Raw genomic sequence first — 25024 nt, forward strand, 5'->3', positions numbered from 1 at the left:
GCACCGTGAATCGTAGGCTGGGGAACATGACGTTTACCACCTGCGATCTCTTCGACAACGATGAAAACCTGCAATCGGTTTCCCTGCAATTTGAGAATTTCGGTGCCCACCCCCGCTTCAGCGGTCCGGTGCGCACGGTGCGCTGCTACCGGGACAACGGCCTGGTCAAGTCCCTGCTCAACTCCCCGGGCGAAGGCGCGGTGTTGGTGGTCGACGGGGCCGGGTCGCTGGAATCCGCACTGATGGGCGACATGATCGCCGCCGCTGCCGTGGAGAACGGCTGGGCCGGCGTCGTGATCAACGGCGCGATCCGTGACCGCGTGGCCCTGGCCGACACCCCGCTGGGCATCAAGGCCTTGGGCTCGAACCCGCGCAAGAGCGCCAAGGATTCGGTGGGCGCGGTGGACCTGGTCGTGTCCTTTGGCGGGGTCACCTTCGTCCCCGGCGCCATGCTGTACTCGGACGAGGACGGAATCCTCGTGGCCGCCTAAGGGTCCCGGCCCGGTGGTTCGCCCCGCACCCGCTCGAAAACTGAAAGACTAGGGACGGAATGCAGCACACCGGGCACCTCATTGGACCGCTCGACGCGGACGCCGCACATCCAGGCACACGTTGAACACGACTCAAGGAGCATCATGAAGGTCACGATCATTGGCGGCCATGGCAAGGTCGCGCTGTTGGCAGCTGCCCAGTTGGCCAAGCGAGGCGACACCGTCATCTCTGTCATCCGCAACCCCGACCACGCCGCGGATGTCTCCGCCACCGGCGCCACACCACTGGTGCTGGATGTGGAGAACGCGACGACCGCAGAAATGGCCGAGGCCTTCCAGGGGGCCGAAGCGATTGTCTGGTCAGCCGGGGCCGGCGGCGGAAACCCGGACCGCACCTATGCCGTCGACCGCGACGCCGCCATCCGTTCCATGAACGCCGCGGAGATCACCGGGGCCAAGCGCTATGTCATGGTCTCATTCCTCACCGCCGACACCGAGCACCTGGTGGCACTGGATGACCCGTTCTACCCTTACATGGCCGCCAAGATCGCCGCCGACGAACACCTGCGTGCCAGCACCCTGGACTACACCATCCTGGGCCCCGGGGCCCTGACCCTTGCCGAACCCACCGGTCTGCTGAACCCGATGCCCGACCCCGCGTCGGATACCTCGACCTCCCGGGCCAACACGGCACTGGCCATCGTGGCAGCGCTGGATGAGCCGGCAAGCATCGGCCGGACCATCAAGTTCAGCGACGGGGACGTCCCCGTCGCCCAGGTCGTGGCCGCGGGCAACTGACCCGGTTCCTCGGTGAACGGCGGGCCACGCGCGGCGCTGTTCGTTGACAGGCGGGTGGCACGGCGAGCACGATGGGCGAGAGCCCGCCCGCACCTTCGTCTTGGGAGAATCCGCCGTGAACGCACCAGTTCCAAACGCCACCCTGTCCGTTGCAGCCATCCTGGCAGAGGGCGCCAAGCGCAACGGCGACCTGCCGGCCATCACCCTGGGCGGGGCCAGCACCAGCTACAAGGATCTGTGGGACCAGGCGCGCGCCTACGCCGGGGCCTTGCGCGAGGCCGGGGTGACGGACGGGGACAAGGTCGCCATCATGATCCCCAACGTCACCGACTTCGCCCGCGTCTACTATGCGGTGCTGGCACTGGGAGCCGTGGCGGTCCCCGTGCATGCACTCTTCAAGCGCCATGAGATCGAATACGTGTTGGGCGACGCCGGGGCGCAGACGCTCATTTGCGCCGCGCCGCTGCTGGGCGAGGGGGCACCGGGTGCGCTGGCGGCCGGGGCGCGGGTCTTCACCGTGATGTCTCCCGAGGCCGGGGATCTTCCCCGTCTTGAGGACCTTGCCAAGGCCGCAACACCCATTGGCGCCTACGTCCCGCGCGGGCCGCTGGACATCGCCACGATCCTGTACACATCCGGCACCACCGGCAAGCCCAAGGGCGCGCTTGGCACCCACTTCGCCCTTGTCGAGCAGGTCAACGTGCTGTTGCTGAACACCTTCGACATGCGCCGGGGAGACAAGCTCTTTGGCGGCCTGCCGCTCTTCCACACCTTTGGGCAGACCGTGGCCTTGAACGCGGGGTTGCGCGCCGGCGCCGAGATCCTGCTGCTGCCCAAGTTCACCGGAGAGGCGGCCTTGGACATGGTGTTGGACGAGGGCGTGAACATCTTCATCGGCGTGCCCACCATGTACGTGGGGTTGCTGGCCGCGGCCAAGGTGCGCCCGGAGCCTGCCCCGGCGCTGCGCTACGCGGTTTCCGGCGGCGCTGCCCTGCCGCTGGCCATCCTCGAGGGATTCAGCGAGCACTTCGGCGCGACAATCCACGAGGGTTACGGACTGACCGAGACCTCACCGGTGGCCTCCTTCAACCACGTGGGCATCGAGCCGCGGCCAGGAACCGTGGGCCAGCCCGTCTGGGGAGTCGAGATCGAGGTTGCCCGCCCAGAGGTCTCCGATGCCATCGAGTTGCTGGAAACCGGTGAATTGGGCGAGCTGGTGATCCGCGGACACAATCTCTTCTCCGGGTACCTGAACCGCCCCGAGGCAACGGCCGAAGCCATGGTGGATGGCTGGTTCCGCACCGGGGATCTGGGCACCAAGGACAAGGACGGCTACATCAGCATCGTGGACCGGAAGAAGGACATGATCCTGCGCAACGGCTACAACGTGTACCCGCGCGAGGTCGAGGAAGTGCTGGTCACCCACCCGGAGATCACCAATGCCGCGGTCTTCGGGGTGCCGGATGAAAAGCACGGCCAGGAAATCGTGGCCGCGGTGACCCTTGCGGCAGGGAGCCTTTTGGGTGCCGACGCCATTGGCGACTACGCCAGGGAACGGCTGGCGGCCTACAAGTATCCGCGGCTTGTCGAAATCGTGGCGGATTTCCCGCTGGGCCCCAGCGGGAAGGTGCTCAAGCGCGAGCTGGTCACCCGGTACTCGCACGAGTAGGCGGCCGGGGCGGGAGTTCAGGAACGGGTCGCCACGCCCAGGCTGATCGCACCCTCGAAGCGCGGCGCTCCGGGCAGGTAGAAAGTGTCCAACTCGGAGGTCTGAAACCCTGCATCGTGAAGCATCGCAGCGACGGAACGGGTGAGATGGCAACCTCCGGCCAGCGCCTTCTGAAGGGGTTCGACCCGGCGCTGGAAGCGTTGGACCTTTTCATCGGGGGCCAGCCCATGTTCCAGGAAATGCAGCGCCCCGCCGGGCTTGAGCACGCGGTGGACCTCAGCCAGGGCAGCGGCGGCATCCGGAATGGTGCACAGCGTGAAGGTGCTCAGTGCGGCATCGAAGTACCCGTCGGGCTCCCCCAGCTGCTGGCCGTCAACCGATCCGCGCAGGATCCGGATGGCCGATGCCGCCCGTGCGCCGGCCGATAGCCGCCAGGCGGTGTCGGAGGGCTCAATGGCCACCACCTCCGTCGTTTCCTTCGGGTAGTGCCCCACGTTGCTTCCCGAGCCGAAACCCAGTTCCAGCACCCTACCGGCAAGCCCGGAGCACGCCCGCGTTCGCATCGGGTCCAGGGACTTGGTGCCGCAGGAGAACGCGGCGAGACGAGGCAACACGTGTTTCTCATAGAGATTGGTCATCAGGCCAAAACCTCCGATCGGCCGGATCCTTCATCGCTCATGCCAACAGTCTCTGTGCGGACGGCCCTGCTTGCAAGGGGGCAAGGGCTGTCGGCACAAGGCATGGCACAAATGGAAAAGCCCGGCAGGTGCGTCGTGAAACGCACCTGCCGGGCCATGGTCACCCGCGGGCAACCGGAGGTCTTAGGCGTTCCACAATCCGTAGGAGTCGGCCAGGTCGGCGATCTTCTGTGCACGTGCCAGACGCGGCAGGTAAGAACCATCGCCCACCGTGGCGCCGGCCGCGTGGGCGTCAAGCATGTCGTGTGCCCAGGACAGCTCGTCGGTGCTGGGCGAAAGACCCCGGTTGATCTCATCGACCTGGGTGCGCGAGAGCGCCAGCTTGCCGGTCATGCCCATCGATGCGGTGATCGCGGAGTCGGCCAAGACTTCGGCGGCATCCGCACCCGGTGCAGGAGGCCCGTCGATGGCGCCGGGGAGCTTGCCCACGCGCGATGCCACCACAAGCTTGCCGCGGGCGTAGGCCAGGGCCAACGGGTCTCCGGAAACGCCGGTGTCCTTGCGGAAATCGTTCACGCCGAAGGCCAGGCGGAAAGTACCGGGGGCCGAGGCGATCGCGGTGGCGTTCTCGATGCCGAGCGCGGATTCAACAAGGGCTAGCACCGGGGTGCCTGCCTGCAGGCGCATGGCCGTGTAGGTGACCTGCTCGGGCTTTTCGGTCATGGCCAGCATGACCCCGCGCAGGCCCGGGGCCTTGGACAGGTCGGCCAGGTCCTTGGCCCAGAAGTCGGTGTCGATTCCGTTGACGCGCACCCAGGCCGTCATCCCGGTGGACAGTGCCTCGACCACGGCTTCGCGTGCGGCATCCTTCTTGTCGTCCGGAACGGCGGCTTCCATGTCGAAGATGACCGAATCGGCCTCGGACGCGAGCGCCGGGCCGAAGTCCTCGGGCTTCGAGGCGTTGACTAGCAGCCAAGAGCGGGAAAGTTTTGCCGGAAGGTTAGCTGCGCGACGGTTACGGAATGCCATGCCTCCAGCCTACCGACTTCGCGTGCCAAGGTACCAACGCGCGTCGTGCAGCAGGCACGCAAAGTCGCCAATGATCGGCAAATGCGTCAACGGTGTGATTAACTCGACCCCCATTTTCGCCGGTTGCGGGAATTGCAGTAGGGTTTTTGAGGCTCTGTACTGGCCGTCACAGGCAACACCAATCTCCACAAGGATAGTCCGCACCATGACTGAAAAAACGCTCGACAAAGCACCGGGCGAAGAGTCCACCGACGGCAATCCGCCACTGGAACGGGCCCTCTCAAACCGCCACATCCAACTCATGGCCATTGGCGGTGCCATCGGCACGGGCCTGTTCATGGGTTCGGGCAAGACGATCTCGGTGGCCGGCCCATCGGTCATTTTCGTTTACATGGTTATCGGCTTCATGCTCTTCTTCGTCATGCGCGCCATGGGCGAGCTGCTGCTGAGCAACCTGAAGTACAAGAACTTCGGGGACTTCGCCGGTGACCTCCTGGGTCCATGGGCTTCTTTCTTCACCGGCTGGACGTACTGGTTCTGTTGGATTGTCACCGGCATCGCAGACGTGGTGGCCATTGCCCACTATGTCGCATTCTGGTGGCCCGACCTGGCACTGTGGATTCCGGCCATCCTCTGCATCCTGGTCTTGCTCGCATTGAACCTTCCCACTGTCCGGGCCTTTGGCGAGACCGAGTTCTGGTTCGCGCTGATCAAGATCATCGCCATCATGGCCCTGATCGTCGTCGGCCTGGTCATGATCATCATGAGCTTCGAAACGGATGGCGCACGCGCCTCCTTCACGAACCTGTGGGAACACGGCGGGATGTTCCCGACCGGCTTCATGGGCTTTGTTGCAGGCTTCCAGATCGCCGTGTTCGCCTTCGTCGGCATCGAATTGGTCGGCACCGCTGCCGCCGAGACCAAGGACCCGGAACGGAACCTGCCCCGCGCAGTGAACTCCATCCCGATCCGCGTGCTGCTCTTCTACGTCGGTGCTTTGGTCATTCTCATGGCTGTCCGTCCGTGGACCAGCTACTCCGCCGATGAGTCACCCTTCGTGGGAATGTTCGCCTTGGCTGGCTTGGTCGGTGCCGCAGGCGTAATCAACTTCGTCGTGCTCACCTCGGCGACTTCCAGCGCGAACTCGGGCATATATTCCACGTCACGCATGGTTTACGGGCTGGCTCGCGAGGGCGATGCACCCAAGGTCTTCGGAAAGCTCTCGAGCCGCAAGGTTCCGAAGAACGCATTGATCTTCTCCTGCATGTTCCTGCTCGCCGGCGTGGCCCTGCTCTATGCGGAGGGTTCGGTGGCCGAGGCCTTCACCTTGGTCACCACGATCTCGGCGCTGTGCTTCATGTTCGTATGGTCGATCATCTTGATCAGCTACATCGTCTACCGCCGTCGCCGCCCGGAGCTGAATGAGGCCAGCAAGTTCAAGATGCCCGGCGGATTGTTCATGCCCTATGTGGTGCTTGCTTTCTTCGGCTTCATCATCTGGGCCCTGACCACCCAGCCCGACACGCTGATGGCTCTGGTCTTCACCCCGATCTGGTTCGTAGCACTGGGCCTCGGATACCTGATGGTTCGCCGCAACCCGGAGCACGCGGCAATCCGCGCCGAGCACGATGCCAAGGTCGCGGCCGAACACGCAGCACGCAGGGCCCGCCTGCGCGCCTAGCAACCCCCACCCCAACGAAGCGGCGGATGCGATGACCCGATTTACGGGTGGTCGCATCCGCCGCCTTTCGCATTGACGGGGAGTCATTCCAGGCCCCCCGCGGCCCTGGAGTCAGTTGAGGCAAACCGGTTGGACTTTTTTCCGTTCCGTAGGGTTCGGGGAACAGGGAGCGACCTGCAGCAAGGAGAACTTTGGGCCGTACAGCCCGAGGTTCACGTCGCACTGCGCCTTGTAGAGGGTCTCGGGCACCAGTCGTACCCACTGCCCGTGGAATTCAAAGATGTCACCTTCCCCATAGCTGCCGCCCCGCGCCAGCAACATGCGGGCCAGATGGTGCAGCATGCCCGGGGACCCCTGTGGAAATTCGGTGAAGTCTTCCATCCCTGCGATGAGCTCGGGCAAGCCTTTGTCAGTCAGTCCAACCGAGTAGCAGACTTCCTGTCTGTGCTCGGAGTCGGTGTCGTTGACGACGGCGTAGCCCTCTTGGCAAATCAGCTCGCGAATCGGCCGCAGAAACTCCAGGCTTGCGGGATCCGAAGCCGGTCCAAACAGCATGTCCTTAACGCTTTCGGCCCGTGACAGGTCCGTGGCCGACCGGGGCCGACACCGACTTGAACATCAGTGCGGGAGTCGACGGCGGCACCTCGCGATCCATGAAATGGATTTCCAGCACCCGTGTTCCGTGCCCGTAACGAGAGTAGGCACCCAGGGCGAACTTGGTGGCCCCGTGCATGGTGGAGAAATACAGCTTCCGTCCGTCGGGCCCATCGGCCGTGTGGCCGTTGTCGAAGTGTTCATGGCGCCGGGTCACCGACGTTGCGAAACCGTTGAGTAACCGGTTGGTTTCGGCCATGTCGAGGCCGCGGACCAGGAATTCCGACTCACCCAGTTTCGTGAGTCCGACGGTGTAGCCGAAACTTCGGCGCAGATTGGGGTCTTCCACATATTGAACGGCCCACCCGTATTGATCGATCAGGTTGTCGATGCTTTGCCGCACCTCGTCGGCCGTCCACCCATCGCATTCGAGGCACATGATTCCCGCTCCTTGGTTCGTCCCCACGTGTTGCTGACATCTCCCAGTGTTCGCCGTTCCCGTCGTGCGGTGGGGCGCCGGGTGGGAATTGTGGATAACGTCCGAGACGAGAAAGGACGGCGGGTCCGACACCCGGGGCACGGGCTCGAATCCGCCGTCTCGTCGCCGGAGCCGGTGGTTCTCAAAAGGAAGGTGAGGACCCGACCTGCACGATATCCTGCCTACGCGCAATGCCGTGGGGCCCGAAGGCCCCGCGATAGGCCGCACATGGGGGTGCGGGCAGGCGGTCCCGTCCGGAGATCTTGTCCCGCAGCGTGCCGGGCTCCCTGCCGATCTGCCGTGAACCCACGGGGTTATTGCTGCGCCGCGAACCCGACCGGGACCGCGGCGGCCGTCCAGATGCTGCCGTCCTTGGCGCTGGTCTCGAACAGCAGCAGCACGCCGCCGCCGGAGCCTGGGTTGTCCCACTGGATGCTCCCGCTGAAAGGCCCCAAGTCGGGCCCGGCTCCGCCCGTCACGATCCCGGTCCCGAGTGCCTCGGCGCCACCGTGGGATCGGACCACGACCTCCACTGTCCCCTCGAATGCGCGCGAGGACCCGGACAGGGCCACGGGAGAGGTGATCGGGTCGCTAGCCTTGGGTAAATCCAGAACGATCTCGCTGCTCATCGCCCCGATGGCGTACCAATTGCCGTCGGTGAGCTGGCGCAACAGGACGGTGGTCACGGCGCCGTCCGATATGGCGCGGACCTCCAATTCACCCGAGCGCGAATCGCCCTGCATGAAGTCCCCGTAGACCGGGTCGGTGAAGCCCGCCAATTCCTCGGCGAATCCGGCGGCGGCTTCTTCCGGCGCCGCGTAGCGCAGCGTGCCTCCCGGATCCGGCCAGACGACCATCGCAGCCTCGGCTGCGGGCAATGACGGCGCGGCACTGGGTACATCCGAGGCACTCGACGTTGGCGAGGGGGTGGCGGAGGGGCTTGCCGGCGCACTGGTCCCCGGCGAGGCCGTCGTTCCCGGACCGTCTTCGCCAGGGCCGTCCGCGGGCTGCATCAGCAGGATCGCCACCCAGGCCAGTGCGGCCGCCAGTGCCACCACGAGAAGCGCGACTACGATCTTGCGGCCACGGCCGGACGGTGCTGGGTTCTGGCTCATGAGGCACTGTAACAGCGCGCCCGGCGCCGAAACGAGACCGGGGAGGCCGCTTTTCGGTGACGTTTCCATTGCATCCAACGATCCCGCACGGGACGAAGGAAACGGGCGGCGCAGCTGTCGAAACGGTACTCGTCGGGCGTGGAGAGGCCGGACGCCAAACGGCTCCGGTTCTGTCCACCCGGGGGGATGGACGAACCGGAGCCGTTGGATGGATCCGAAGTGCTACTGGCCCTTCGAGGCCTCGGCTACGGCGGCGGCAACTGCCGGCATGACGCGGGGGTCAAGCGGCGAGGGCACGATGTAGTCGGCGGAGAGCTTGTCCTGCGCCAGTTCGGCGATGGCGTGGGCCGCGGCGATCTTCATTTCGGAGGTGATGCGGCGGGCGCCGGCATCCAGTGCACCGCGGAAGATGCCAGGGAAGGCCAGCACGTTGTTGATCTGGTTCGGGAAATCCGACCGTCCGGTGGCGACCACGGCTGCGTACTTGGCGGCAACGTCGGGCATGACCTCCGGGTCCGGGTTGGACAGTGCGAAGATGATCGCATCGTCATTCATGCCGGCCAGGTCCTCTTCCACGAACTTGGAGGAGGAAACGCCAACGACCAGGTCCGCTCCGTCGAGCGCCTCGCGGATGCCGCCGATCAGGCCGTCCTTGTTGGTGATGGCCGCGTACTTGGCCTTGATGGCGTTCAGGTCGTCGCGGTCGCGGTGGATGATGCCCCTGGAATCGACGAGCACCACATCGCCCAGGCCGACGTTGATGAGGATCTCGGCGATGGCGATGCCCGCGGCGCCTGCACCGGAGATGACGGCGCGCATCTGGCCCAGTTCCTTGCCTGCAACCTTTGCCGCGTTGAGCAGGGACGCCAGGACGACCACGGCGGTGCCGTGCTGGTCATCGTGCATGACCGGGCAGTCAAGGGCCTCGATGAGGCGCTCTTCGAGTTCGAAGCAGCGCGGGGCGGAGATGTCCTCAAGGTTCACGGCGCCAAAGCTGGGGCGCAGGCGAACCAAGGTTTCGATGATTTCGTCGACGTTGGTGGTGTTCAACACCAACGGGATGGAGTCGAGGCCGCCGAATTCCTTGAAGAGCGCGCTCTTGCCCTCCATGACCGGCAGCGAGGCAGCGGCTCCGATGTCGCCCAATCCCAGCACGGCGGTTCCGTCGGAGACCACCACGACCAGGCGCGAAGCCCAGGTGTGGGTCGCATGCATGGCAGGGTCCGCGGCAATGGCACGGGAAACCTGGGCCACACCGGGGGTGTAGGCGATGGAGAGGTCCCGCTTGGTGGCCAGCGGCATCTTGGACTGGACCGTGAGCTTGCCGCCGATGTGGGCGTCGAAGATATCGGCCTCGGTGATGGAGGCGGCGGCGTTAAGAGAGGTGTCAATGGACATGGAAGACTCCTTGAAAGTTCTGAAATGTGTCGGAGCGAGGAATCGATTCGATGATCGTAGATGTCGTAAGTTTCGGCCGATCCCACGTCGACGTGGTGATCACCTACTGCTTAGCCTCGCTGTGCGTCTGCCGGCCCGGGGTGGGGGCTCAGACGATGCGCACTGGTCAGTACTTTCTTTAGACCGTGGTCCACACACTACTGCACTTCGACGCTCTCGTGCCACCGCTTGGCGCAACCATCGTGAAACAATCGCCACCGGCAGGCCGCCGGGGAACAGCGGATCCGGCATGCGGACCCACATCAGCGACGCGCGTCCGACCGGCACTTTTGTGCGGCATCATGCATGATGGAAGCATGTCGTCTCCAACACCGTCATTGAGCAAGGTCAGGGCCTTCCCCGCCCTGGAAAAGAAGGCCGCGGCAAGGCTCGCGGCGGCCCTGGAAGAATCAGCGGACACCACCATTTTTGTCAATGGCACCACGTTGCAATTGCCGGATGTCGCCCATGCGGCACTCATCGAGGTGCTCCAACGCATGGCGCTCGGCGACGAAGTGAGTGTGAGTACCGTCGAATCGTTATTGAACACCTCGCAAGCGGCGAAAATGGCAGGCGTTTCGGCTAGTTACCTGCGCAAACTTACCGATTCGGGAATCATTCCCGTCGAGTACCGCGGCACGCACCGCAGGATCCGTCCCGCCGCGGTGCAGGCCTGGCTCGACAACCGCACCGAAGCGCCGACCGATACCCCGGAATAGGCCCAACCGCAACTCCACCGTGCTGGATTCGGCGGGCAAGACCTTCGTATGTTGGAAGTGGCCGCAATGGCGGATGAAGGTGCTTGAAGGAGTGGGAAGCCGTGTTCCGGAATCGTTTGATGCGCCTCTTGCTGGGCGGTCTTGCGGGTGCCGGAATGGTTCTGGCGCTCTCGGGTTGCACCGGCGGTCCGGCACCGGCGCCACCAACAACCGGGACAGGGACGTCTGAGTCCAAAGCCCCCTCGATCTCCGCCCCGCCGTCAAGTGTTCCGTCAAGCGTGCCGACACCGATGCCGGCACCGTTTCCAACGCAGACACAAACACCGACACCGTCACCGTCACCGTCTGCCAACGGTTCCGCGATCCCCAGCGAGGTTCCGTCCGCCGCTGCCGCACCGAGCAGCATCCCGACCCCGGCAACGCTGCCGCCAAAGCCCTCCGATTCGGCGAGCGCCACCGGATCCTCGGTTGGAAGTCCCCCGCCGGCTGAAACTCCCGCCCCGGAGTCCCCGTCCGCCACAGCGCTGCCGGAGACGACGACCTCCTCATTGAGGATTTTCTACGTGGCGGTCAGTGACCAGGGCAAGGCAGGTCCCATGATTGGTTGCGGCGACAGCATCGTTGCCACCGAAACGGGTCCGGTGATCTATGCCAGCCAGGTGGAGGCGGCCATGAGCGGCTTGCTTGAGAACAAGGAAATCGAGCTCGGCCAGTCGGGCCTGATGAATGCGCTCGCGGGTTCGGACCTGTACTACGTCTCGTCCACGGTGTCGGAGGGCATCGTCACGGTGGAGCTCACCGGAGAGCTCAGCTCCGGCGGCATTTGCGACGATCCGCGCATCATTGCCCAGCTCACCCACACCGCCATGGTTGCCGCCGGGACTGAAGAAGCCCGGATCCTCATCGATGGCGTTGATATCGGTGAAAGCCTTAGCCTGAAATAGCCCGGTGTTGACTTATAGGCAACAAGTGTTGATAAAGTGCCGGTGTGACCTCAACTACAGAACCTGGCATGGGCAGTGAAACCGAAATCGCGATGACCCGTGCGGCCGCGCACGAATCACTCTTCTCGGAGCGCGCATCGCACATCAAGCAATCCGCGGTCCGCGACGTCTTCGAACTCTCCCTGGACCCCACCTTGGTCTCGCTGGCGGGCGGCAACCCCTACCTGCAGTCGCTGCCCCTGGAAAAGCTCGGTGCGATGGCCTCCGAGCTGATCGCGACCCAGGGCATGACAGCGTTGCAGTACGGCAGCGGCCAGGGCACCGAGGAACTGCGCCTGCAGATCTGCGAGGTCATGGCCGAGGAAGGGATCACCGGGGTCGACCCAAATAACATTGTGGTCACCACCGGGTCACAGGCCGCACAGGATGTCGCCTGCAAGGTCTTCTGCAATCCCGGGGACACGGTGCTGTGCGAGGATCCCACATATGTCGGCGCCCTGAACACCTTCGAGGCCTACCAGGTGCGCGCCGAACCCGTTGCCACCGACGAACACGGACTGATTCCCTCGGCCCTGCGCCAGCGCATCGACGAGCTGCGCAGCGAGGGGGCACGGATCAAGTTCCTCTACACGATCCCCAACTTCAACAATCCCTCCGGCATCACCCTGGCTGCCGAGCGCCGGGCCGAGATCGCCGAGATCTGCATCGCCGAGAACATCCTCGTCCTGGAGGACAACCCGTACGGCATGTTGCGCTATTCCGGGGAACCGATCAAGCCGCTGCGCGCCTACCACCCGGACCACGTGATCTACATGGGCTCGTTTTCCAAGATCCTGGCACCCGGCCTGCGGATCGGCTGGGCGGTGGTTCCCACGCACCTCTTCCGTCGCTTCTATCTGGCCGCCGAGGCCGTCACGCTCTGCCCCGCAACGTTCAACCAGATGCTGATCAGCAAGTACCTCTCGGAGCATGACTGGCGCGGGCAAATCCAGACCTACCGGGAACTCTACGCAGGGCGCTGTGAGGCGATGCTTCAGGCCCTGGACGAGTACATGCCCGAAGGTGTTGGGTACACCCGGCCCGAGGGTGGGTTCTTCATCTGGGTCACGTTGCCGGAAGGAATCGACACCTACCCACTTCTGTCCAAGGGGATCGAGGCAGGGGTCGTCTTCATTCCCGGTGCCGCCTTCAGCCCCCACGACGCCCCCAGCCACCGGTTGCGTCTGGCCTTCAGCGCGGTGCCCGAGGACAAGATCCGCGAGGGCGTCAAGCGCCTGGCCCCGGTGCTGGCCGAGGCCATCGCCGAAAACGGCGTCCGCTAGGAACTGCCGCACCAGCGCGGTGGAACTCCCGCGCGGAGGGATTCACGGCTCCTGCCGGAAGGCGCATGATGTAACCATGTGGTTTGGATGGATCGAGTTCGATCTCTTACTGGGAGATGTGCATTCGCTCAAGCAGAAGCGTGCCGTCGTGCGCCCGATACTCAGCGAGATCAGGCGCCGCTTCGAGGTCTCCGTCGCGGAGACCGGCGGACATGACCTTCACCGGCGCGCAGGGGTGGCCGCGGGACTCGTCGCGGCGGACGCCGTGCACGTGATTGAGGTGCTCGACGGCATCGAGCGCCTGGTCGCGGCCCGCCCTGAAGTTCAACTGCTCAGCGCGCGCCGTCGCCTGGATTCCTCCGAGGACGAGTAGCAGCGTCGTTCACCCACCGCTTGGCTGTCGGCCGGTCTGGAGGAAATCGCTAGTGGATCACCCAGGTGACCACGCCCAACAGGGTGCAGACAACGGCCAGGAGGATGCCCAGACGCGGGGCAATCCATGCGGTGACCTCGCCCTCGCTCGGCGGTGCCGGTTCAGGGGCGGGGCCCGTGGCCGCTGCCGCGGGTACGACTGCCATCTCGTAGGCCAACAGGATGCGCGAGGGCGCGAGCATGGTGGCCATCGAAGCGGTGACATTGGATACCGCGACGATCTGCAGGACCGAGGATCCCATGCTTGCCGCCGCTTGCGCCTGGGTTGCGGCCAGCATGGAATTTGCCGCGGTATTGGATCCGGAAATGAATCCGGCCAAGCCGTTGACGACCGGCCCCAGCACCAGATATCCGGCACCGATTCCGGCCAGCGCCGCACCCAGCTCCCTGCCCATTCCGGTGGCCGCGAGCAGTGCACCCAGGATGGTGAATCCGCCGGTGGCTATCCCCACGGGAATCCAACTGCGGTAGGCCAGGGCAGCGCGTGCGCGCAGGCCGGAGGTTCCGCCGCCCAGGGAGGCTGACCCATATTGGGCGACCAGGCATGCCACCACCAGCCAGACGCCGCCGCTGGTGATGGCGCGCTTGAGCAGGGAGGCTTCCATCGGCGAACTCAACGCGCGGGCAGCAAGCAAGCCAAGAGTGAGCACCGCATAGGGCAACAATGCCACCCGGACCGCGCGCCCGGCCGGAACCAGCGACCCTCCGATCCTGAAGGCCACCAGGTGCGCCGCCAGCACCAGCAGGGAGCCGGCGATGCCCGCCGGCGGGGTGCCCATGAGCAGGTTGGCGACCAGGATGCCGGCGTTGAGCAGCACCGCGGCGCCCATCAGGTGCGCCAGCAACCGCCCGGGCCTGGTCGATTCGCCGCGCAGCACCAGCCATGCGGTGATTCCCGCACCCAGTACCACCGGCAGGGTCAACAGCGCCGAACGGACACCCACGTCGAACAGCGTGAGCCCGGCCAACTCGGCTGCCACCAGGGTGCCGGGACCCAGCGCTCCCCAGGGAACGGCAACCAAACCGAGCAGGCTCAGGATCGCGGAGTGCTTCACCGAATGTCCCAGTTGGATCAACAACGGGACGCCCACGGTGACGCCAATGCCAAAGCCCGTGACCGACTCGGCGAAGGGAACCAGCCCAAAAACCACCAGCACCGTCCCGGCTTGCTGGTTCGAGGCGCTTTGCCGCAGCCAGCCGGAGATCCTGTCCATGGCACCGGTTTCTGAAGTGATGCGCGAGAGCAGCACGCCGCCAAAGAGGATCAGCAGCACCTCGAGGATCGTGGGCCCGAACATGGCCCCTGCCCGCATGAGTTCAGCGGGCGGCGTGGGGAAGAAGAAGACTGCCGCAAGCACGCCGGTGAGCAATGAGTAGATGGCCATGGTGGTGGCCTTCGTCCGGGCCAGGAACAAGCCCATGGCCACCACGATCGGGGAGGCGGCAGCCAGTGCCAGCATGCGGCGGTTCCTTTGGTCGGGGCGCCGCCCCCTGGGGGTTCACGCGGCATGTTCTGCTGCGATTGACCATACCGCTCCGACCCCGAAACAACGAGTTGGTTGCGGCGGCAGCCCCCCATAAGGTCATGGCAAACGAGAACCGCCGCACGCTTCACATGGTGAGCGTACGGCGGGTCCCGGGATCGGATTCAGTGGGGAAGTAGGGGCAGGCTCAGGCGGTGCGTCGGGCCGGGATCGGGTTCTTGCCCAGGGCCAGGCCGAGTCCGGCCATGCCAACGCCCAATGCGAAGTGCAGGATGTTGTCAGCGGTGTTGACTGGGACAAAGTTCGCGGCACTGGACTGGTCGATGAAGACGCCATAGAAACCCAGCACCAGATAGATGATTCCGCCGACAACGAGGAAGGTCTTTGCCTTGGCCGCACTGCGCCACAGCGTGAGGCCGAGGACGCCGAAGAGCAGGTGGACGACGTTGTGCAGGACCGAGACCTGGAAGATGCCCAGCAACATTGAGCCCGAGTGGTGTCCGGCCATTCCAAGGTGTTCGGTGTTGCTGGTGATGCCGGGGATGAAACCCAGGATGCCTACCAGCAGGAATACAGCGCCGACGGCCAACGCCACGTACTGGAGAAGGGAGGGGCGGGTGGTGATGTGTGTCGAGGCCATGATGGGCTCCTTGGTTTCCTGTCGTTTTTCAACGCCTCTGCGTTGCTGACAATAGGAATTCGGAACCGCCGTGCCGACGGATTGCCCGAAACACAAAAAAGTTTTCAGGAAGGAACCGGTGCCTCATGGAGGTCGTCGTAGTCGTTTCGTGCCCGGATGATTTTCTCGGCATGGTCCTGGGACCATGCCCGCACGACGGCAAGGGGGCCCAGCAAGGTGGCACCAAGTGCGGTGAGTTCGTATTCCACCCGTGGCGGCACCTCGGGGTAAATGGTCCGGGTCAACAACCCGTCACGTTCTAGGGAGCGCAGGGTTTGGGTGAGAACCTTGGGTGTGACACCGCCAATGTCCTGCCGTAGCTGCGAAAATCGGCGCGGCCCCGATTCCAGGGCCAGGAACACCAGCGGCGTCCACTTGTCCCCCATGCGCTGCATGATCGAGCGCGAGGGGCAGTCCGGGCTCATGACATCGAAGGCCCGCTGATCAGTATCCATTAGGTAACCATATTACGTTGAGGTACTCGATATCAATTGGATACCATAGACGTCATGCAACTGTCCGGGCCGGCATGGCCCGCACCACCAGAGAGAAGGGAACAGCCCATGAAGATTGCCGTTTACGGAGCCACCGGAATGGTCGGCAGCCAGATCGTTGCCGAGGCAGCCAAGCGTGGCCACGAGGTCACCGCCGTGTCGCGCAGCGGACGCGAAGTCCAGGGAGCCGCCAACGTGGCCACCGCCGAACTGGGCGACATGGCGGCCTACCGTGCCCTGGCCACCGAGAATGACGTAGTCGTCTTCTCGATTCCGCCGTCGCGCACCGGTGAGTCCCACCAGCCTTTCGTCGACGCACACGAGGAAATCTCCGAGACCCTCGTCCCGGCCCGCGTCTTCATCGTTGGCGGGGCGGGCGCGACCGAGGTCGACGGCGTGCGCCTGTTCAATATCCCGGGCTTCCCCGAGGAATATATGCCCGAGGCCCGCACCATGGGCGAGGTCCTTGACTTCTACACCTCGGCTTCCGGCCTGGACTGGACCATGCTGGCACCGGCACCGGTGATCGCCCCGGGCGAGCCGACCGGAGCCATCGTCCTGGGCAACGACTCCCCCGCCGGAGACAAGGTCAGCACCGGGGACTTCGCCGTTGCCGCCCTGGACGAGCTCGAGGATCCCAAGCACCAACACCGCCGTTTCACGGTGGCAAGCGCCTAAAGGCCTTACCGCGACGCCGTCGCGCGGGATTCATCCCCGCGTTACAACGGGTGTGGTGGGACCGGGAATACCGGTTCCCCCGCACCCGTCGGCAATTAACCTCCAGACGTCGGTGCCGGGAATCGGCTATGAACTCGCCCACACAGCCCTGCGCCATGTCCGCGTCGCGGACTAAGGTGGATGGCGGTACCTAGCTGCCCGCGCTCCCGCCGCCATCCGCCCCGGGAGCCTCGCGGCCGGCCATCACACATCACTTCATCGGTTCGCAGGAAGCAGCTACATGAGACACGTTCGCCCCCTGGCAACTCGCCTATTCCCGGCCGCAACGGCCCTGGCCGCGGCGTTGGTGCTCGCCGGCTGCGCACCGGCCACCACGACGCCGGAATCCGGCACCGATGCCGGCACTCCGGTCGCCGGCGGCACCCTGGTCTACGCCTCAGGCGATGCCGAGCCCGACTGCCTGGATCCGCACGTGGGCGGCAACTACCCCCAGGCGCTGGTCTCCTCCCAGTATCTGGAGACCCTGTACACCAAGGCCGCCGATGGCAAACTGGTTCCCTGGCTCGCCGAGGATTCCACCGTCTCCGCCGACGGGCTAACCCGCACCGTGAAGGTCCGCGAGGGCATCAATTTCACCGACGGCACCCAGTTGACCGCCGAGGCCGTCAAGGCGAACTTCGAGCACCTGCTCGATCCCAAGACAGCGTCCTCCACCGGGTTCCTGGCCCTGGGCAAGATCGATTCCATGAAGGCGATCGACGAGGCCACCCTCGAGCTGAAGCTCAAGGCCCCCGACAACTCCCTGCTCGAGTCCTTCTCCATGCCGTGGGTCTCCATCCAGTCCCCGGTGGCGCTCAAGCGCAGCCAGGAAGAGAACTGTGCTGCACCCGTGGGCACCGGCCCGTTCAAGGTCGCATCCTGGAAGAAGCAGGACGCGGTGAACATGGTGCGCAACGAGGACTACGTGCAGCCTGTGGCCACGCCCGGCCACGAGGGCGCGGCCTACCTGGACGGCATCACCTGGCGCTTCATCCCCGAGGCCGCCACCCGCTACGCCGCCCTGCAGGCCGGCGAGGTCCAGATCATCGACAACGCCCAGCCCGACACCATTGCCGCCGCCGCCAAGTCCCAGGGCATCGAGCACCTGGACGCACCCCGCCCCGGCGCCTCAAACCGCATCGAGCTGAACTCCTCTAAGGCCCCGTTCAACGACGCCTTGGTCCGCGAGGCCTTCATCCACGCGGTCAACGTCAATGCCGGCATCGACTCGCTCTTCTTCGGCACCGCGCCGCGCTCCTACTCCCCACTCTCCAGTGTCGAGCCCCTGGCGTACTCCGCTGAATCGCTCTTCGGCTACGACCCGGCCAAGGCAGCGGAACTGCTGGATGCCGCCGGCTGGACCGAACGCGACTCCGAGGGCTACCGCATCAAGGAGGGGGAGCGCCTCTCGCTCACTTTTCCGGTGAGCACCAGCCAGTCGATCCCCGCCGAACAGTCGCTCTTCGAGCAGCTGCAGGCCACCGCCAAGGAATCGGGCATCGAGGTCAAGATCAACCTGCTCGATCTCTCCAGCTGGTATGGCGAACTGTTCAAGAACAACTACAACCTGGTCTCCGCGCCCTACACCAAGGTCGGCCCGAGCGTTCTGAGCATTCTCTTCCACTCGGATTCGACCGTCCCGGCACCCTCGGGCTACTTCGCCAACCTCTCCCAGGTCAAGGATCCGTCGCTCGACGCATTGCTGGAAACCGCCGGTTCCACCGAAGACGAGGCACAGCGCAAGGACCTGTACGCACAGGCGCAGAAGTTGGTGCTCGAGGGCTACTACCTGCTGCCGCTCTACAACCAGCAAAACCATTTCCTCCACTCGTCGAAGCTGCAGAACGTGGGAACCACCACCGCGGTGGCCACACCGACGTTCTTCGACACCTGGTTGGCCAAGTAGCCCACTGCCCCGAATACCTCCACCCATGAGCCTTCGTGCCCCAAGCGGCAGGCGGTCGACCCGGATTGCCCGGTCGGCCGCCCGCTGGGTGCTGGGCAAGGTCGGCGGAGGCTTGTTCGTGCTGTGGGCGGTGTCCACGGCGATCTTCTTTGGCATCCGGATGATTCCCGGCGACCCGGCAGAGGCGATCATGGGCGGGCCCGGCTCGCAGGCCTCGGCCGAGGCGCTGGCCCAGGCCCGTGCCGACTACGGCCTGGACCAACCGCTGTACGTGCAATATTTTGGCCAGTTGTGGCGCCTGGCCACCGGCGACCTGGGCACCTCCTATTCGCTGAAGATCCCCGTGGCCGAGGTCCTGGGAGAACTGGTTCCGCCCACCCTGGTCCTGGCGGTGCTCGCCCTCTTGGTGGCCTGGGCGCTGGCGCTGGTGGTCGCGGTGCTCTCCACGCGCAGCGGTGCCCTGGGCTCGGCCTTGGCCTCGGGCCTGGAAATCGTCTCGGCCGCCGTCCCCCACTTCTGGCTCGCCAGCGTGCTGATCATGCTCTTTGCCACGGCGCTGGGCTGGCTGCCTCCGGTGAGCACCAATGCGCCGGCCGGCTTGGTGCTGCCGGTGGCCACCCTGGCCCTGCCGCTGGCGGGTTTCCTGGGCCAAGTCATGCGCGACACCCTGAACGCGGCGCACCGCTCCGCCTTCGCACTCTCGGCCCGGGCGCGCGGGGAATCGGAGACAGGCGTGCTGCTGCGCCATTCCCTGCGCCACGCGGCACTGCCGGGTATCGCCCTTTCCGGCTGGGCCTTCGGTTCCCTGCTCTCCGGCGCTGTGGTCGTTGAATCCATTTTCGCCCGGCCGGGCCTGGGCCGCTCACTGCTATCGGCGGTCACCGCCCGCGACATCCCGATGGTCACCGGCGTGGCACTGCTCTCTGCAGCCGCCTATGTGGTGATCATGGCCTTCTCCGACCTGGCCGAGCGGCTGGCCGACCCGCGGATGGCCGCATCGTGAGCCTAGACAAAAACAAGCTGAGCCCGGGAGACCCGGTGTTGGCCCCGCATCCATCCACACGTCCTGCACCCGGCACCGGGGGGCTAAGGGCATTGGCGGCCCGCCTGCCGTTGCTGCTCTCGGCAACGGTGCTCGCGTTCTTCTTGCTGGCGGCAATTTTCCCGAACCTCCTGGCTCCCTACGACCCGTTGGCCATCAACCCCGCCGATGCATTCTCCGGTCCCGGGCCCGGACACCTGCTGGGCACCGACGAATCCGGGCGCGACATCTATTCGCGCATCATCCACGGCGCGCGGCCCTCGCTGCTGATCGGTGCCGCGGCCACGGCGATCGGCCTGGGGCTGGCCCTGGTGCTGGGGACCATTGCCGGATTCGGCGGCAAGTGGCTGGACTTCGGCGTCGGACGGGTCCTGGAGGTGCTCTTTGCGTTGCCTGGCCTGCTGCTGGCCCTGGTGTTCATTGCCTTGGCCGGACCCGGGGTGGGAACCACGGTGGTTGCCGTGGGGCTGACCACGGCCCCCGGCTACGCGCGGATGATCCGCGCCCAGATCATCGCGCTGCGCACCTCCCCCATGGTCGAGGCCGCCACGGTGCTGGGGCGAACCCGCTCCCGGATCCTGGCCATCCACATCCTGCCCAACGCGCTGGCACCGATCGCGGTGCTGGGCACCCTGGGCCTGGGGCAGGCCGTGCTCTGGGCGGCGTCGCTGAGCTTCCTGGGCCTGGGGGCCCCTCCCCCGGCACCGGAGTGGGGCGCCATGCTTTCGGCCGGGCGCACCTACCTGGCACTGGCCTGGTGGATGACATTCTTCCCCGGCCTGGCCATCGTCCTGGTCGCCGCCGCCTCCACCGTCCTTTCCCGGGCCATGAAGGCCGCGGGTGCCCGATGAGTGCACCGGCACCGATCCTTCGGGTCGAAAACCTCGACGTCTCCTTCGGGGAAACCCCAGTTGTCTTGGACGTTTCCCTCTCCGTGGGCCCCGGTGAATGCCTGGCGCTGGTCGGCGAATCGGGCTCCGGAAAGTCCGTGACGGCCCGCTCACTGATCGGTTTGGCGGGGCCGGGCTCCACCGTGCGGGCCGGCGCACTGGAGGTGGCCGGCGTGGACGCACGGGGCCTTTCACCACGTGCCTGGCGCTCGATCCGCGGCAGCAAGGTCGGATTCATCCTGCAGGACGCCCTGACCTCGCTGGATCCCCTGCGCAAGATCGGCAAGGAAATCGACGACGCGCTGCGCCTGCACGGTTCCGGCTCCGGTGCCGCGCGCGCCGCCAAGGTCGTGCAGTTGCTGGAATCGGTGGGGCTGGATGATCCGGTGCGCCGGGCCGGGCAGCGTTCCGGGGAACTTTCCGGCGGCATGCGCCAGCGCGCCCTGATTGCCTCGGCCATCGCCCTGGACCCGGCCCTGGTCATTGCCGACGAACCCACCACCGCCCTGGACGCCACGATCGCCGCCGCGGTGCTGGATCTGCTGGGCGAACTGCGGGCCGCGGGCTCAGGCATGCTGTTGATCAGCCACGACTTGTCCACGGTCTCCAACGTCGCCGACACCATTGCGGTGATGCAGGCCGGGCGCATCGTGGAAACCGGTCCGACACAACGGATCCTGGGCGATCCGCAGCACCCGTACACCAAGGCATTGCTGGCCGCGGTGCCGGCCGGCAAGCCCCGATTCGCGCGACTCTCCCCCGCCACCGCCATCCCCGCGACTCCGGAACCGGGACCCGCTGTGCCGCCGGTGATGCCCGGGGATTCCGCGCAACTGCCGGTGCTCAGCGCACGCTCGCTCTCCCGGTCCTTCAAGGTGCCGGGGGCCGCCGATTTTCCGGCGGTGAAAAACGTCGACTTCGACCTGTTGCCCGGCCGCACCCTGGGTGTGGTGGGCGAATCCGGGTCCGGGAAGACCACCACGGCCCGCATGGCCCTGGGGCTGCTGGGCCCGGACACGGGCTCGGTGGAACTCTTCGGCGAGCCCTGGAGCTCGGTGCCCGAGTCCCAACGGCGCACCCGCCGCTCGTGGCTCGGCGCCATCTACCAGGACCCGTTGTCGTCCTTCGACCCACGCCATTCGGTGGGGCAGGTGCTGGCCGATGCGCTGAGTTTCGGGGCCACCCGCAATCCGCGCAAACACGCCGGGCGGATCACCGAGCTGCTCTCCCTGGTGGGCCTCGCACCCGAGCTGTCGGTCAGGAACCCCGCCACCCTTTCGGGCGGCCAACGCCAGCGCCTGGCCATCGCCCGCGCCCTGGCACCCAACCCGCGCGTGCTGATTTGCGACGAACCGGTCTCCGCCCTGGACGTCTCGATCCAGGCGCAGGTGCTGGATCTGCTGGACGAGCTGCAGCAGCGCCTCGGGCTGGGCTACCTCTTCATTTCCCACGACCTGTCAGTGATCAGGCACATGAGCGATACGGTACTGGTGATGCGCGCCGGGGAGGTTGTCGAGTCTGGTGCCACCGAGTCGGTCTTCACCGATCCGCGGCATCCATACACCCGTGCCCTGCTGGCCGCATCCCCGGGCATTTCACCAGGGCGCTTGCCCAGGTAGGCGCCGGGTTCAGGACCTGAGGTCCCGGGCGAGGCCGGATTCCGCGGATTCCCTGACCACATCCAACGGGCGCGTCCCGGTTTGGATGAGGATGTCATCAAGCTTGGGCAGCGCCCGGACGAGCTGCAGCTTCGCTTCCCGGATAGTCGATTCGACCTCGGAGAGCGCCGCGTCCCTAACCTCGACCGTCGCCGTGCAGTGCAGCCGGTGGCCCACCCAGCGCAACTGGATCCGGGGCGTCGCCAGGATCCCGGGAACGGAGTTGAAGGCTTCCTCCGCCCGGGCCAGGAGATCGGGTTCGATGCCATCCATGAGCCGGCGGCCGATGCTGCGCACGGTGCCGAAGAGCAGGACCATGATGGCGGCGGAGATGACCAGTCCCACGATCGGATCGGCCAAGGGGAAGCCCAGCATGGCGCCTCCCGCGCCCAGGACCACGGCCAGGGAGGTAAATCCGTCGGTGCGCGCGTGGACCCCATCGGCAACCAGTGCGGCGGAACCGATCTTCCGGCCGATCCTGATGCGGTACATGGCCACGGCCTCGTTGCCAATGAAGCCAATGACCCCGGCCGCCAGGACCCAGCCCAGATGCTGAAGCGGTTGCGGGTGGATCAGGCGATCAATGGATTGCCAGGCGGCGAGAATGGCCGAAAGCGCGACCACCGCGACGATGAACAGCCCGGCCAGGTCCTCGGCCCGCCCGTATCCGAAGGTATAGCGGCGGTTGGCTGTCCGGCGTCCGAGGATGAAGGCAATCCACAGGGGCACGGCAGTGAGCGCATCGGAGAAGTTGTGGATGGTATCAGCGAGCAACGCCACCGAGCCGCTGACCATGACCACCGCCAGTTGCAGCACCGTGGTGCCCAGCAGGATGAACATGCTGATCTTCAGGGCGCGGATTCCCTGGATGTTGGATTCCAGGGCGTCGTCGATCGAATCGGCGGAGTCGTGCGTGTGCGGGACGAAGAGTTCAAAGAGCCACCCCTTGAAACCGGAATGGTGGTGGGAATGCCCGTCATGTCCGTGGTCGTGATCGTGGTCACGATCGTGGTCGTGGTCATGCCCGTCATGCCCGTGGCTGTGTTCTGCTGACTCATCGCTCGGGCTCATGCCGATTGCCGTCCGCGCGCGTGGTGGGCGGGTGTGCCGCCTAGGGCATGTTCGGCCTGGTGGATCGCGTCGACGACCAACTGGCGGGCGTGCTCGTTTTCGAGCCGATAGAGGACTTTTGTTCCTTCTTGACGGGTGGCGACCATCCGGGCCAGGCGCATCTTGGCCAGGTGCTGCGAGACCGAGGCAGGGGTTTTGCCCAAAAGCTCGGCCAGTGCCCCCACCGCCATTTCCCCGGACCGAAGGGCCAGAATGATTCTCACGCGGGTGGCGTCGGCAAGCATGCTGAACACTTCAACGGCAAGCTCCACATACTGGCTGTCGGAGTCCAGGGTACAAGACTTGTTATCTGCATTCATACGCACATAGTTTCACAGCACGAGCGCGGGATCAAGGATCCGCCTTCGGCAGTGGTGGCAATGCGGTGCCGAAGCAGCTAACCAAGAGATCCTTGCATTCAGATATGTACTACTTGTTACATTTATTCCTGTAACCATATATTCTGAGTGCATGACATGGATGGTATTGATAGTTCGCCTGACCGGAGCTACTTCTCGACACCGGGTGGCGGTATGGCGGGAACTGCGCCGCATCGGGGCCGCCCCCGTCACCCAGGGGGTTTGGACGGTCCCGGAGACCTCCCACTTCAGGGAGGCCGTCACGAAGGTAGAGGAACTGGCCCGCAAGGGCTCCGGAGACGTCATCGTTCTCTCAACGGCAACCGCCGGGGCGCCCGGCGAGGAAGCGATGGTCTCCGCGTTCCGCACGCAGCGCCTCGAGGAGTGGGAGGAATTCGGCGGTGACTGCCGAAAGTTCGAGGAAGAGATCGCCAAGGAAATCCGCATCAAGAAGTTCACCCTTGCGGAACTCGAGGAAGAAGAACAAAGCCTCGATCGCCTGCGACGGTGGCACCGTGAGCTCAAGAGCCGCGACGTACTGGGGCTGGCCGAGGCAACAGCGGCCGAGGCCCACCTCAAGACCTGTGTCGAGCGTCTGGACGAGTACGCCGACATGGTCTACGCCCGCCTGCACAACGACGATTCGCACGACGAGGCCACGAACGCGGGAAAGGGCTGAGCAAGACGTGGCGTGGCTCGAGGTCCTTCTCGCGGCTCTCGGCGGGCTGCTCTTGGTCTATGCCGCGCTGCTGGCGTTGTTGCGGCGCCACGCGCTGAGGAACCCAGACGCCGTCGGCCTGGGCGAGGCCTTGCGCCTATTACCCGATCTCCTGCGGTTCCTGGGCAGGCTCGTGGCGGACAGGGACCTGCCGTGGTGGCCCCGGTGCGCCCTGGTGCTGCTATTGGCCTATCTCGCGTCCCCCATCGACCTTGTGCCGGACTTCATCCCCGTAGTCGGCTATGCCGACGACGTACTGGTGGTGGCCTTGGTGCTTCGCTTTGTGGTTCGGCGTTCGGGGAGAGAAGCATTGTTGCGGAACTGGCAGGGCTCCGGGGCCGGGCGGCGGATCATCGAGCAACTGGCCGGCCTCGCTGCCCCGGAGCCGCGATAGCCAGGGGCCCCGAAGGGAAGCTCTGGCTCCGGGATTCCCGAAGCGGGGGTGCTATTTCCGTATGCCGGCAACCAGTGGCGAGACAAGCACCGCCTGGGTGACATTCCGAACGAAGGGTAGCTACAACGAGGCCAGCACCGCGGCCAGGATCGGGCGGGGAACCGACACCAGCAGCCGGCCAAATCGACCCGTCAGACTCAGCACCAACATGAGCCAACCGGCCTCA

Annotated in this window: 26 protein-coding genes; 15 read left to right on the forward strand and 11 right to left on the reverse strand. The window is 65.5% G+C overall.

Annotation, left to right across the window (positions count from 1 at the left end):
* The first annotated feature begins 26 nt into the window (after positions 1–26).
* The 3 genes from rraA to OIU93_RS07660 all read left to right on the forward strand — a co-directional run bounded on the left by rraA (position 27) and on the right by OIU93_RS07660 (position 2958).
* Positions 27–491, forward strand: a complete 465-nt coding sequence (gene rraA, locus OIU93_RS07650; protein ID WP_264269495.1) for a ribonuclease E activity regulator RraA — start codon at positions 27–29, stop codon at positions 489–491.
* Positions 492–632: 141 nt separating this feature from the next.
* Entirely contained in the window at positions 633–1289 is a 657-nt protein-coding gene (locus OIU93_RS07655) for an SDR family oxidoreductase (protein WP_264269647.1), read from the forward strand.
* Positions 1290–1404: 115 nt separating this feature from the next.
* The gene (locus OIU93_RS07660; protein ID WP_264269496.1) at positions 1405–2958 is read left to right on the forward strand and encodes a long-chain fatty acid--CoA ligase; all 1554 of its coding nucleotides are present in this window, start codon (positions 1405–1407) and stop codon (positions 2956–2958) included.
* Positions 2959–2975: 17 nt separating this feature from the next.
* On the opposite strand, the gene OIU93_RS07665 is transcribed toward OIU93_RS07660, so the two are convergent.
* Complete coding sequence (locus OIU93_RS07665) at positions 2976–3596, reverse strand: class I SAM-dependent methyltransferase (RefSeq protein ID WP_264269497.1); 621 nt, start codon at positions 3594–3596, stop codon at positions 2976–2978.
* Positions 3597–3779: 183 nt separating this feature from the next.
* Positions 3780–4625, reverse strand: a complete 846-nt coding sequence (locus OIU93_RS07670) for a CoA ester lyase (protein ID WP_264269498.1) — start codon at positions 4623–4625, stop codon at positions 3780–3782.
* 205 nt (positions 4626–4830) lie between these two features.
* Between OIU93_RS07670 and cycA the strand changes: the two genes are divergently transcribed.
* On the forward strand, positions 4831–6306 hold the full coding sequence (cycA, locus tag OIU93_RS07675; RefSeq protein ID WP_264269499.1) for a D-serine/D-alanine/glycine transporter: 1476 nt from the start codon (positions 4831–4833) through the stop codon (positions 6304–6306).
* A 111-nt stretch (positions 6307–6417) separates the two neighbouring features.
* Here the strand turns inward: cycA and OIU93_RS07680 are convergent, their stop codons facing one another.
* The 4 genes from OIU93_RS07680 to OIU93_RS07695 all read right to left on the reverse strand — a co-directional run bounded on the left by OIU93_RS07680 (position 6418) and on the right by OIU93_RS07695 (position 9891).
* Positions 6418–6861, reverse strand: coding sequence for a hypothetical protein (locus tag OIU93_RS07680; protein ID WP_264269500.1), 444 nt, complete (start codon positions 6859–6861; stop codon positions 6418–6420).
* Between the two features lie 4 nt (positions 6862–6865).
* The gene (locus tag OIU93_RS07685; protein WP_264269501.1) at positions 6866–7339 is read right to left on the reverse strand and encodes a DUF4262 domain-containing protein; all 474 of its coding nucleotides are present in this window, start codon (positions 7337–7339) and stop codon (positions 6866–6868) included.
* Between the two features lie 353 nt (positions 7340–7692).
* Positions 7693–8493: a Gmad2 immunoglobulin-like domain-containing protein gene (locus OIU93_RS07690; protein WP_264269502.1), complete on the reverse strand. Its 801-nt coding sequence runs from the start codon at positions 8491–8493 to the stop codon at positions 7693–7695.
* A 222-nt stretch (positions 8494–8715) separates the two neighbouring features.
* Entirely contained in the window at positions 8716–9891 is a 1176-nt protein-coding gene (locus tag OIU93_RS07695) for an NADP-dependent malic enzyme (RefSeq protein ID WP_264269503.1), read from the reverse strand.
* Positions 9892–10247: 356 nt separating this feature from the next.
* On the opposite strand from OIU93_RS07695, the gene OIU93_RS07700 reads away from it, so the two are divergent.
* The 4 genes from OIU93_RS07700 (at position 10248) to OIU93_RS07715 (ending at position 13288) form a co-directional block, all read left to right on the forward strand.
* Positions 10248–10649: a helix-turn-helix domain-containing protein gene (locus tag OIU93_RS07700; RefSeq protein ID WP_264269504.1), complete on the forward strand. Its 402-nt coding sequence runs from the start codon at positions 10248–10250 to the stop codon at positions 10647–10649.
* 563 nt (positions 10650–11212) lie between these two features.
* Positions 11213–11593 (forward strand): GerMN domain-containing protein, encoded by a 381-nt coding sequence (locus OIU93_RS07705; protein ID WP_264269505.1) that lies wholly within the window; start codon positions 11213–11215, stop codon positions 11591–11593.
* Positions 11594–11661: 68 nt separating this feature from the next.
* Positions 11662–12915 carry a PLP-dependent aminotransferase family protein gene (locus OIU93_RS07710; protein ID WP_264269506.1) on the forward strand — a complete coding sequence of 418 codons (1254 nt, stop codon included), beginning with the start codon at positions 11662–11664 and terminating at the stop codon, positions 12913–12915.
* A gap of 76 nt (positions 12916–12991) precedes the next feature.
* Entirely contained in the window at positions 12992–13288 is a 297-nt protein-coding gene (locus OIU93_RS07715; RefSeq protein ID WP_264269507.1) for a DUF503 domain-containing protein, read from the forward strand.
* A 49-nt stretch (positions 13289–13337) separates the two neighbouring features.
* On the opposite strand, the gene OIU93_RS07720 is transcribed toward OIU93_RS07715, so the two are convergent.
* The 3 genes from OIU93_RS07720 to OIU93_RS07730 form a co-directional block, all read right to left on the reverse strand.
* Positions 13338–14807 carry an L-lactate permease gene (locus OIU93_RS07720; protein ID WP_264269508.1) on the reverse strand — a complete coding sequence of 490 codons (1470 nt, stop codon included), beginning with the start codon at positions 14805–14807 and terminating at the stop codon, positions 13338–13340.
* A 211-nt stretch (positions 14808–15018) separates the two neighbouring features.
* On the reverse strand, positions 15019–15471 hold the full coding sequence (locus OIU93_RS07725; RefSeq protein WP_264269509.1) for a DUF4383 domain-containing protein: 453 nt from the start codon (positions 15469–15471) through the stop codon (positions 15019–15021).
* Between the two features lie 104 nt (positions 15472–15575).
* Complete coding sequence (locus tag OIU93_RS07730) at positions 15576–15965, reverse strand: helix-turn-helix domain-containing protein (RefSeq protein ID WP_264269510.1); 390 nt, start codon at positions 15963–15965, stop codon at positions 15576–15578.
* 108 nt (positions 15966–16073) lie between these two features.
* Here OIU93_RS07730 and OIU93_RS07735 point away from each other — a divergent pair, with 108 nt between their 5' ends.
* From OIU93_RS07735 to OIU93_RS07755, 5 genes are all read left to right on the forward strand, one after another.
* On the forward strand, positions 16074–16682 hold the full coding sequence (locus OIU93_RS07735) for an NAD(P)-dependent oxidoreductase (RefSeq protein WP_264269511.1): 609 nt from the start codon (positions 16074–16076) through the stop codon (positions 16680–16682).
* Between the two features lie 280 nt (positions 16683–16962).
* Positions 16963–18627, forward strand: coding sequence for an ABC transporter substrate-binding protein (locus OIU93_RS07740; RefSeq protein WP_264269512.1), 1665 nt, complete (start codon positions 16963–16965; stop codon positions 18625–18627).
* 25 nt (positions 18628–18652) lie between these two features.
* Positions 18653–19630 carry an ABC transporter permease gene (locus tag OIU93_RS07745; RefSeq protein ID WP_264269513.1) on the forward strand — a complete coding sequence of 326 codons (978 nt, stop codon included), beginning with the start codon at positions 18653–18655 and terminating at the stop codon, positions 19628–19630.
* Positions 19627–20520: an ABC transporter permease gene (locus OIU93_RS07750; protein ID WP_264269514.1), complete on the forward strand. Its 894-nt coding sequence runs from the start codon at positions 19627–19629 to the stop codon at positions 20518–20520. The genes OIU93_RS07745 and OIU93_RS07750 overlap by 4 nt, the downstream gene beginning before the upstream one ends.
* Complete coding sequence (locus OIU93_RS07755; protein WP_264269515.1) at positions 20517–22178, forward strand: ABC transporter ATP-binding protein; 1662 nt, start codon at positions 20517–20519, stop codon at positions 22176–22178. The genes OIU93_RS07750 and OIU93_RS07755 overlap by 4 nt, the downstream gene beginning before the upstream one ends.
* A 9-nt stretch (positions 22179–22187) precedes the next feature.
* Here OIU93_RS07755 and OIU93_RS07760 read toward each other — a convergent pair whose 3' ends face one another.
* Together OIU93_RS07760 and OIU93_RS07765 are read right to left on the reverse strand one after the other, a co-directional pair.
* On the reverse strand, positions 22188–23288 hold the full coding sequence (locus tag OIU93_RS07760) for a cation diffusion facilitator family transporter (protein WP_264269516.1): 1101 nt from the start codon (positions 23286–23288) through the stop codon (positions 22188–22190).
* Positions 23285–23647 carry a metalloregulator ArsR/SmtB family transcription factor gene (locus OIU93_RS07765; protein WP_264269517.1) on the reverse strand — a complete coding sequence of 121 codons (363 nt, stop codon included), beginning with the start codon at positions 23645–23647 and terminating at the stop codon, positions 23285–23287. The genes OIU93_RS07760 and OIU93_RS07765 overlap by 4 nt, the downstream gene beginning before the upstream one ends.
* 151 nt (positions 23648–23798) lie before the next feature.
* Here OIU93_RS07765 and OIU93_RS07770 point away from each other — a divergent pair, with 151 nt between their 5' ends.
* Positions 23799–24365 carry a Chromate resistance protein ChrB gene (locus tag OIU93_RS07770; protein WP_264269518.1) on the forward strand — a complete coding sequence of 189 codons (567 nt, stop codon included), beginning with the start codon at positions 23799–23801 and terminating at the stop codon, positions 24363–24365.
* Positions 24366–24372: 7 nt separating this feature from the next.
* Entirely contained in the window at positions 24373–24798 is a 426-nt protein-coding gene (locus OIU93_RS07775) for a YkvA family protein (protein WP_264269519.1), read from the forward strand.
* Positions 24799–25024 lie beyond the last annotated feature (226 nt).

The organism is Paeniglutamicibacter sp. ZC-3 (assembly GCF_025847175.2).
Lineage (GTDB): Bacteria > Actinomycetota > Actinomycetes > Actinomycetales > Micrococcaceae > Paeniglutamicibacter > Paeniglutamicibacter sulfureus.

Bases quoted from the DNA above. Each gene is read 5' to 3' on its own strand.
- OIU93_RS07690 (WP_264269502.1), bottom strand. From the start codon at position 8,493: ATGAGCCAGAACCCAGCACCGTCCGGCCGTGGCCGCAAGATCGTAGTC.
- OIU93_RS07710 (WP_264269506.1), top strand. From the start codon at position 11,662: ATGGGCAGTGAAACCGAAATCGCGATGACCCGTGCGGCCGCGCACGAA.
- OIU93_RS07680 (WP_264269500.1), bottom strand. From the start codon at position 6,861: ATGCTGTTTGGACCGGCTTCGGATCCCGCAAGCCTGGAGTTTCTGCGG.
- OIU93_RS07720 (WP_264269508.1), bottom strand. From the start codon at position 14,807: ATGCTGGCACTGGCTGCCGCCTCCCCGATCGTGGTGGCCATGGGCTTG.
- OIU93_RS07695 (WP_264269503.1), bottom strand. From the start codon at position 9,891: ATGTCCATTGACACCTCTCTTAACGCCGCCGCCTCCATCACCGAGGCC.
- OIU93_RS07745 (WP_264269513.1), top strand. From the start codon at position 18,653: ATGAGCCTTCGTGCCCCAAGCGGCAGGCGGTCGACCCGGATTGCCCGG.
- OIU93_RS07755 (WP_264269515.1), top strand. From the start codon at position 20,517: ATGAGTGCACCGGCACCGATCCTTCGGGTCGAAAACCTCGACGTCTCC.
- OIU93_RS07740 (WP_264269512.1), top strand. From the start codon at position 16,963: ATGAGACACGTTCGCCCCCTGGCAACTCGCCTATTCCCGGCCGCAACG.
- OIU93_RS07765 (WP_264269517.1), bottom strand. From the start codon at position 23,647: ATGAATGCAGATAACAAGTCTTGTACCCTGGACTCCGACAGCCAGTAT.
- cycA (WP_264269499.1), top strand. From the start codon at position 4,831: ATGACTGAAAAAACGCTCGACAAAGCACCGGGCGAAGAGTCCACCGAC.
- rraA (WP_264269495.1), top strand. From the start codon at position 27: ATGACGTTTACCACCTGCGATCTCTTCGACAACGATGAAAACCTGCAA.
- OIU93_RS07770 (WP_264269518.1), top strand. From the start codon at position 23,799: ATGACATGGATGGTATTGATAGTTCGCCTGACCGGAGCTACTTCTCGA.
- OIU93_RS07665 (WP_264269497.1), bottom strand. From the start codon at position 3,596: ATGACCAATCTCTATGAGAAACACGTGTTGCCTCGTCTCGCCGCGTTC.
- OIU93_RS07730 (WP_264269510.1), bottom strand. From the start codon at position 15,965: ATGGATACTGATCAGCGGGCCTTCGATGTCATGAGCCCGGACTGCCCC.
- OIU93_RS07685 (WP_264269501.1), bottom strand. From the start codon at position 7,339: ATGTGCCTCGAATGCGATGGGTGGACGGCCGACGAGGTGCGGCAAAGC.
- OIU93_RS07735 (WP_264269511.1), top strand. From the start codon at position 16,074: ATGAAGATTGCCGTTTACGGAGCCACCGGAATGGTCGGCAGCCAGATC.
- OIU93_RS07670 (WP_264269498.1), bottom strand. From the start codon at position 4,625: ATGGCATTCCGTAACCGTCGCGCAGCTAACCTTCCGGCAAAACTTTCC.
- OIU93_RS07760 (WP_264269516.1), bottom strand. From the start codon at position 23,288: ATGAGCCCGAGCGATGAGTCAGCAGAACACAGCCACGGGCATGACGGG.
- OIU93_RS07715 (WP_264269507.1), top strand. From the start codon at position 12,992: ATGTGGTTTGGATGGATCGAGTTCGATCTCTTACTGGGAGATGTGCAT.
- OIU93_RS07700 (WP_264269504.1), top strand. From the start codon at position 10,248: ATGTCGTCTCCAACACCGTCATTGAGCAAGGTCAGGGCCTTCCCCGCC.
- OIU93_RS07725 (WP_264269509.1), bottom strand. From the start codon at position 15,471: ATGGCCTCGACACACATCACCACCCGCCCCTCCCTTCTCCAGTACGTG.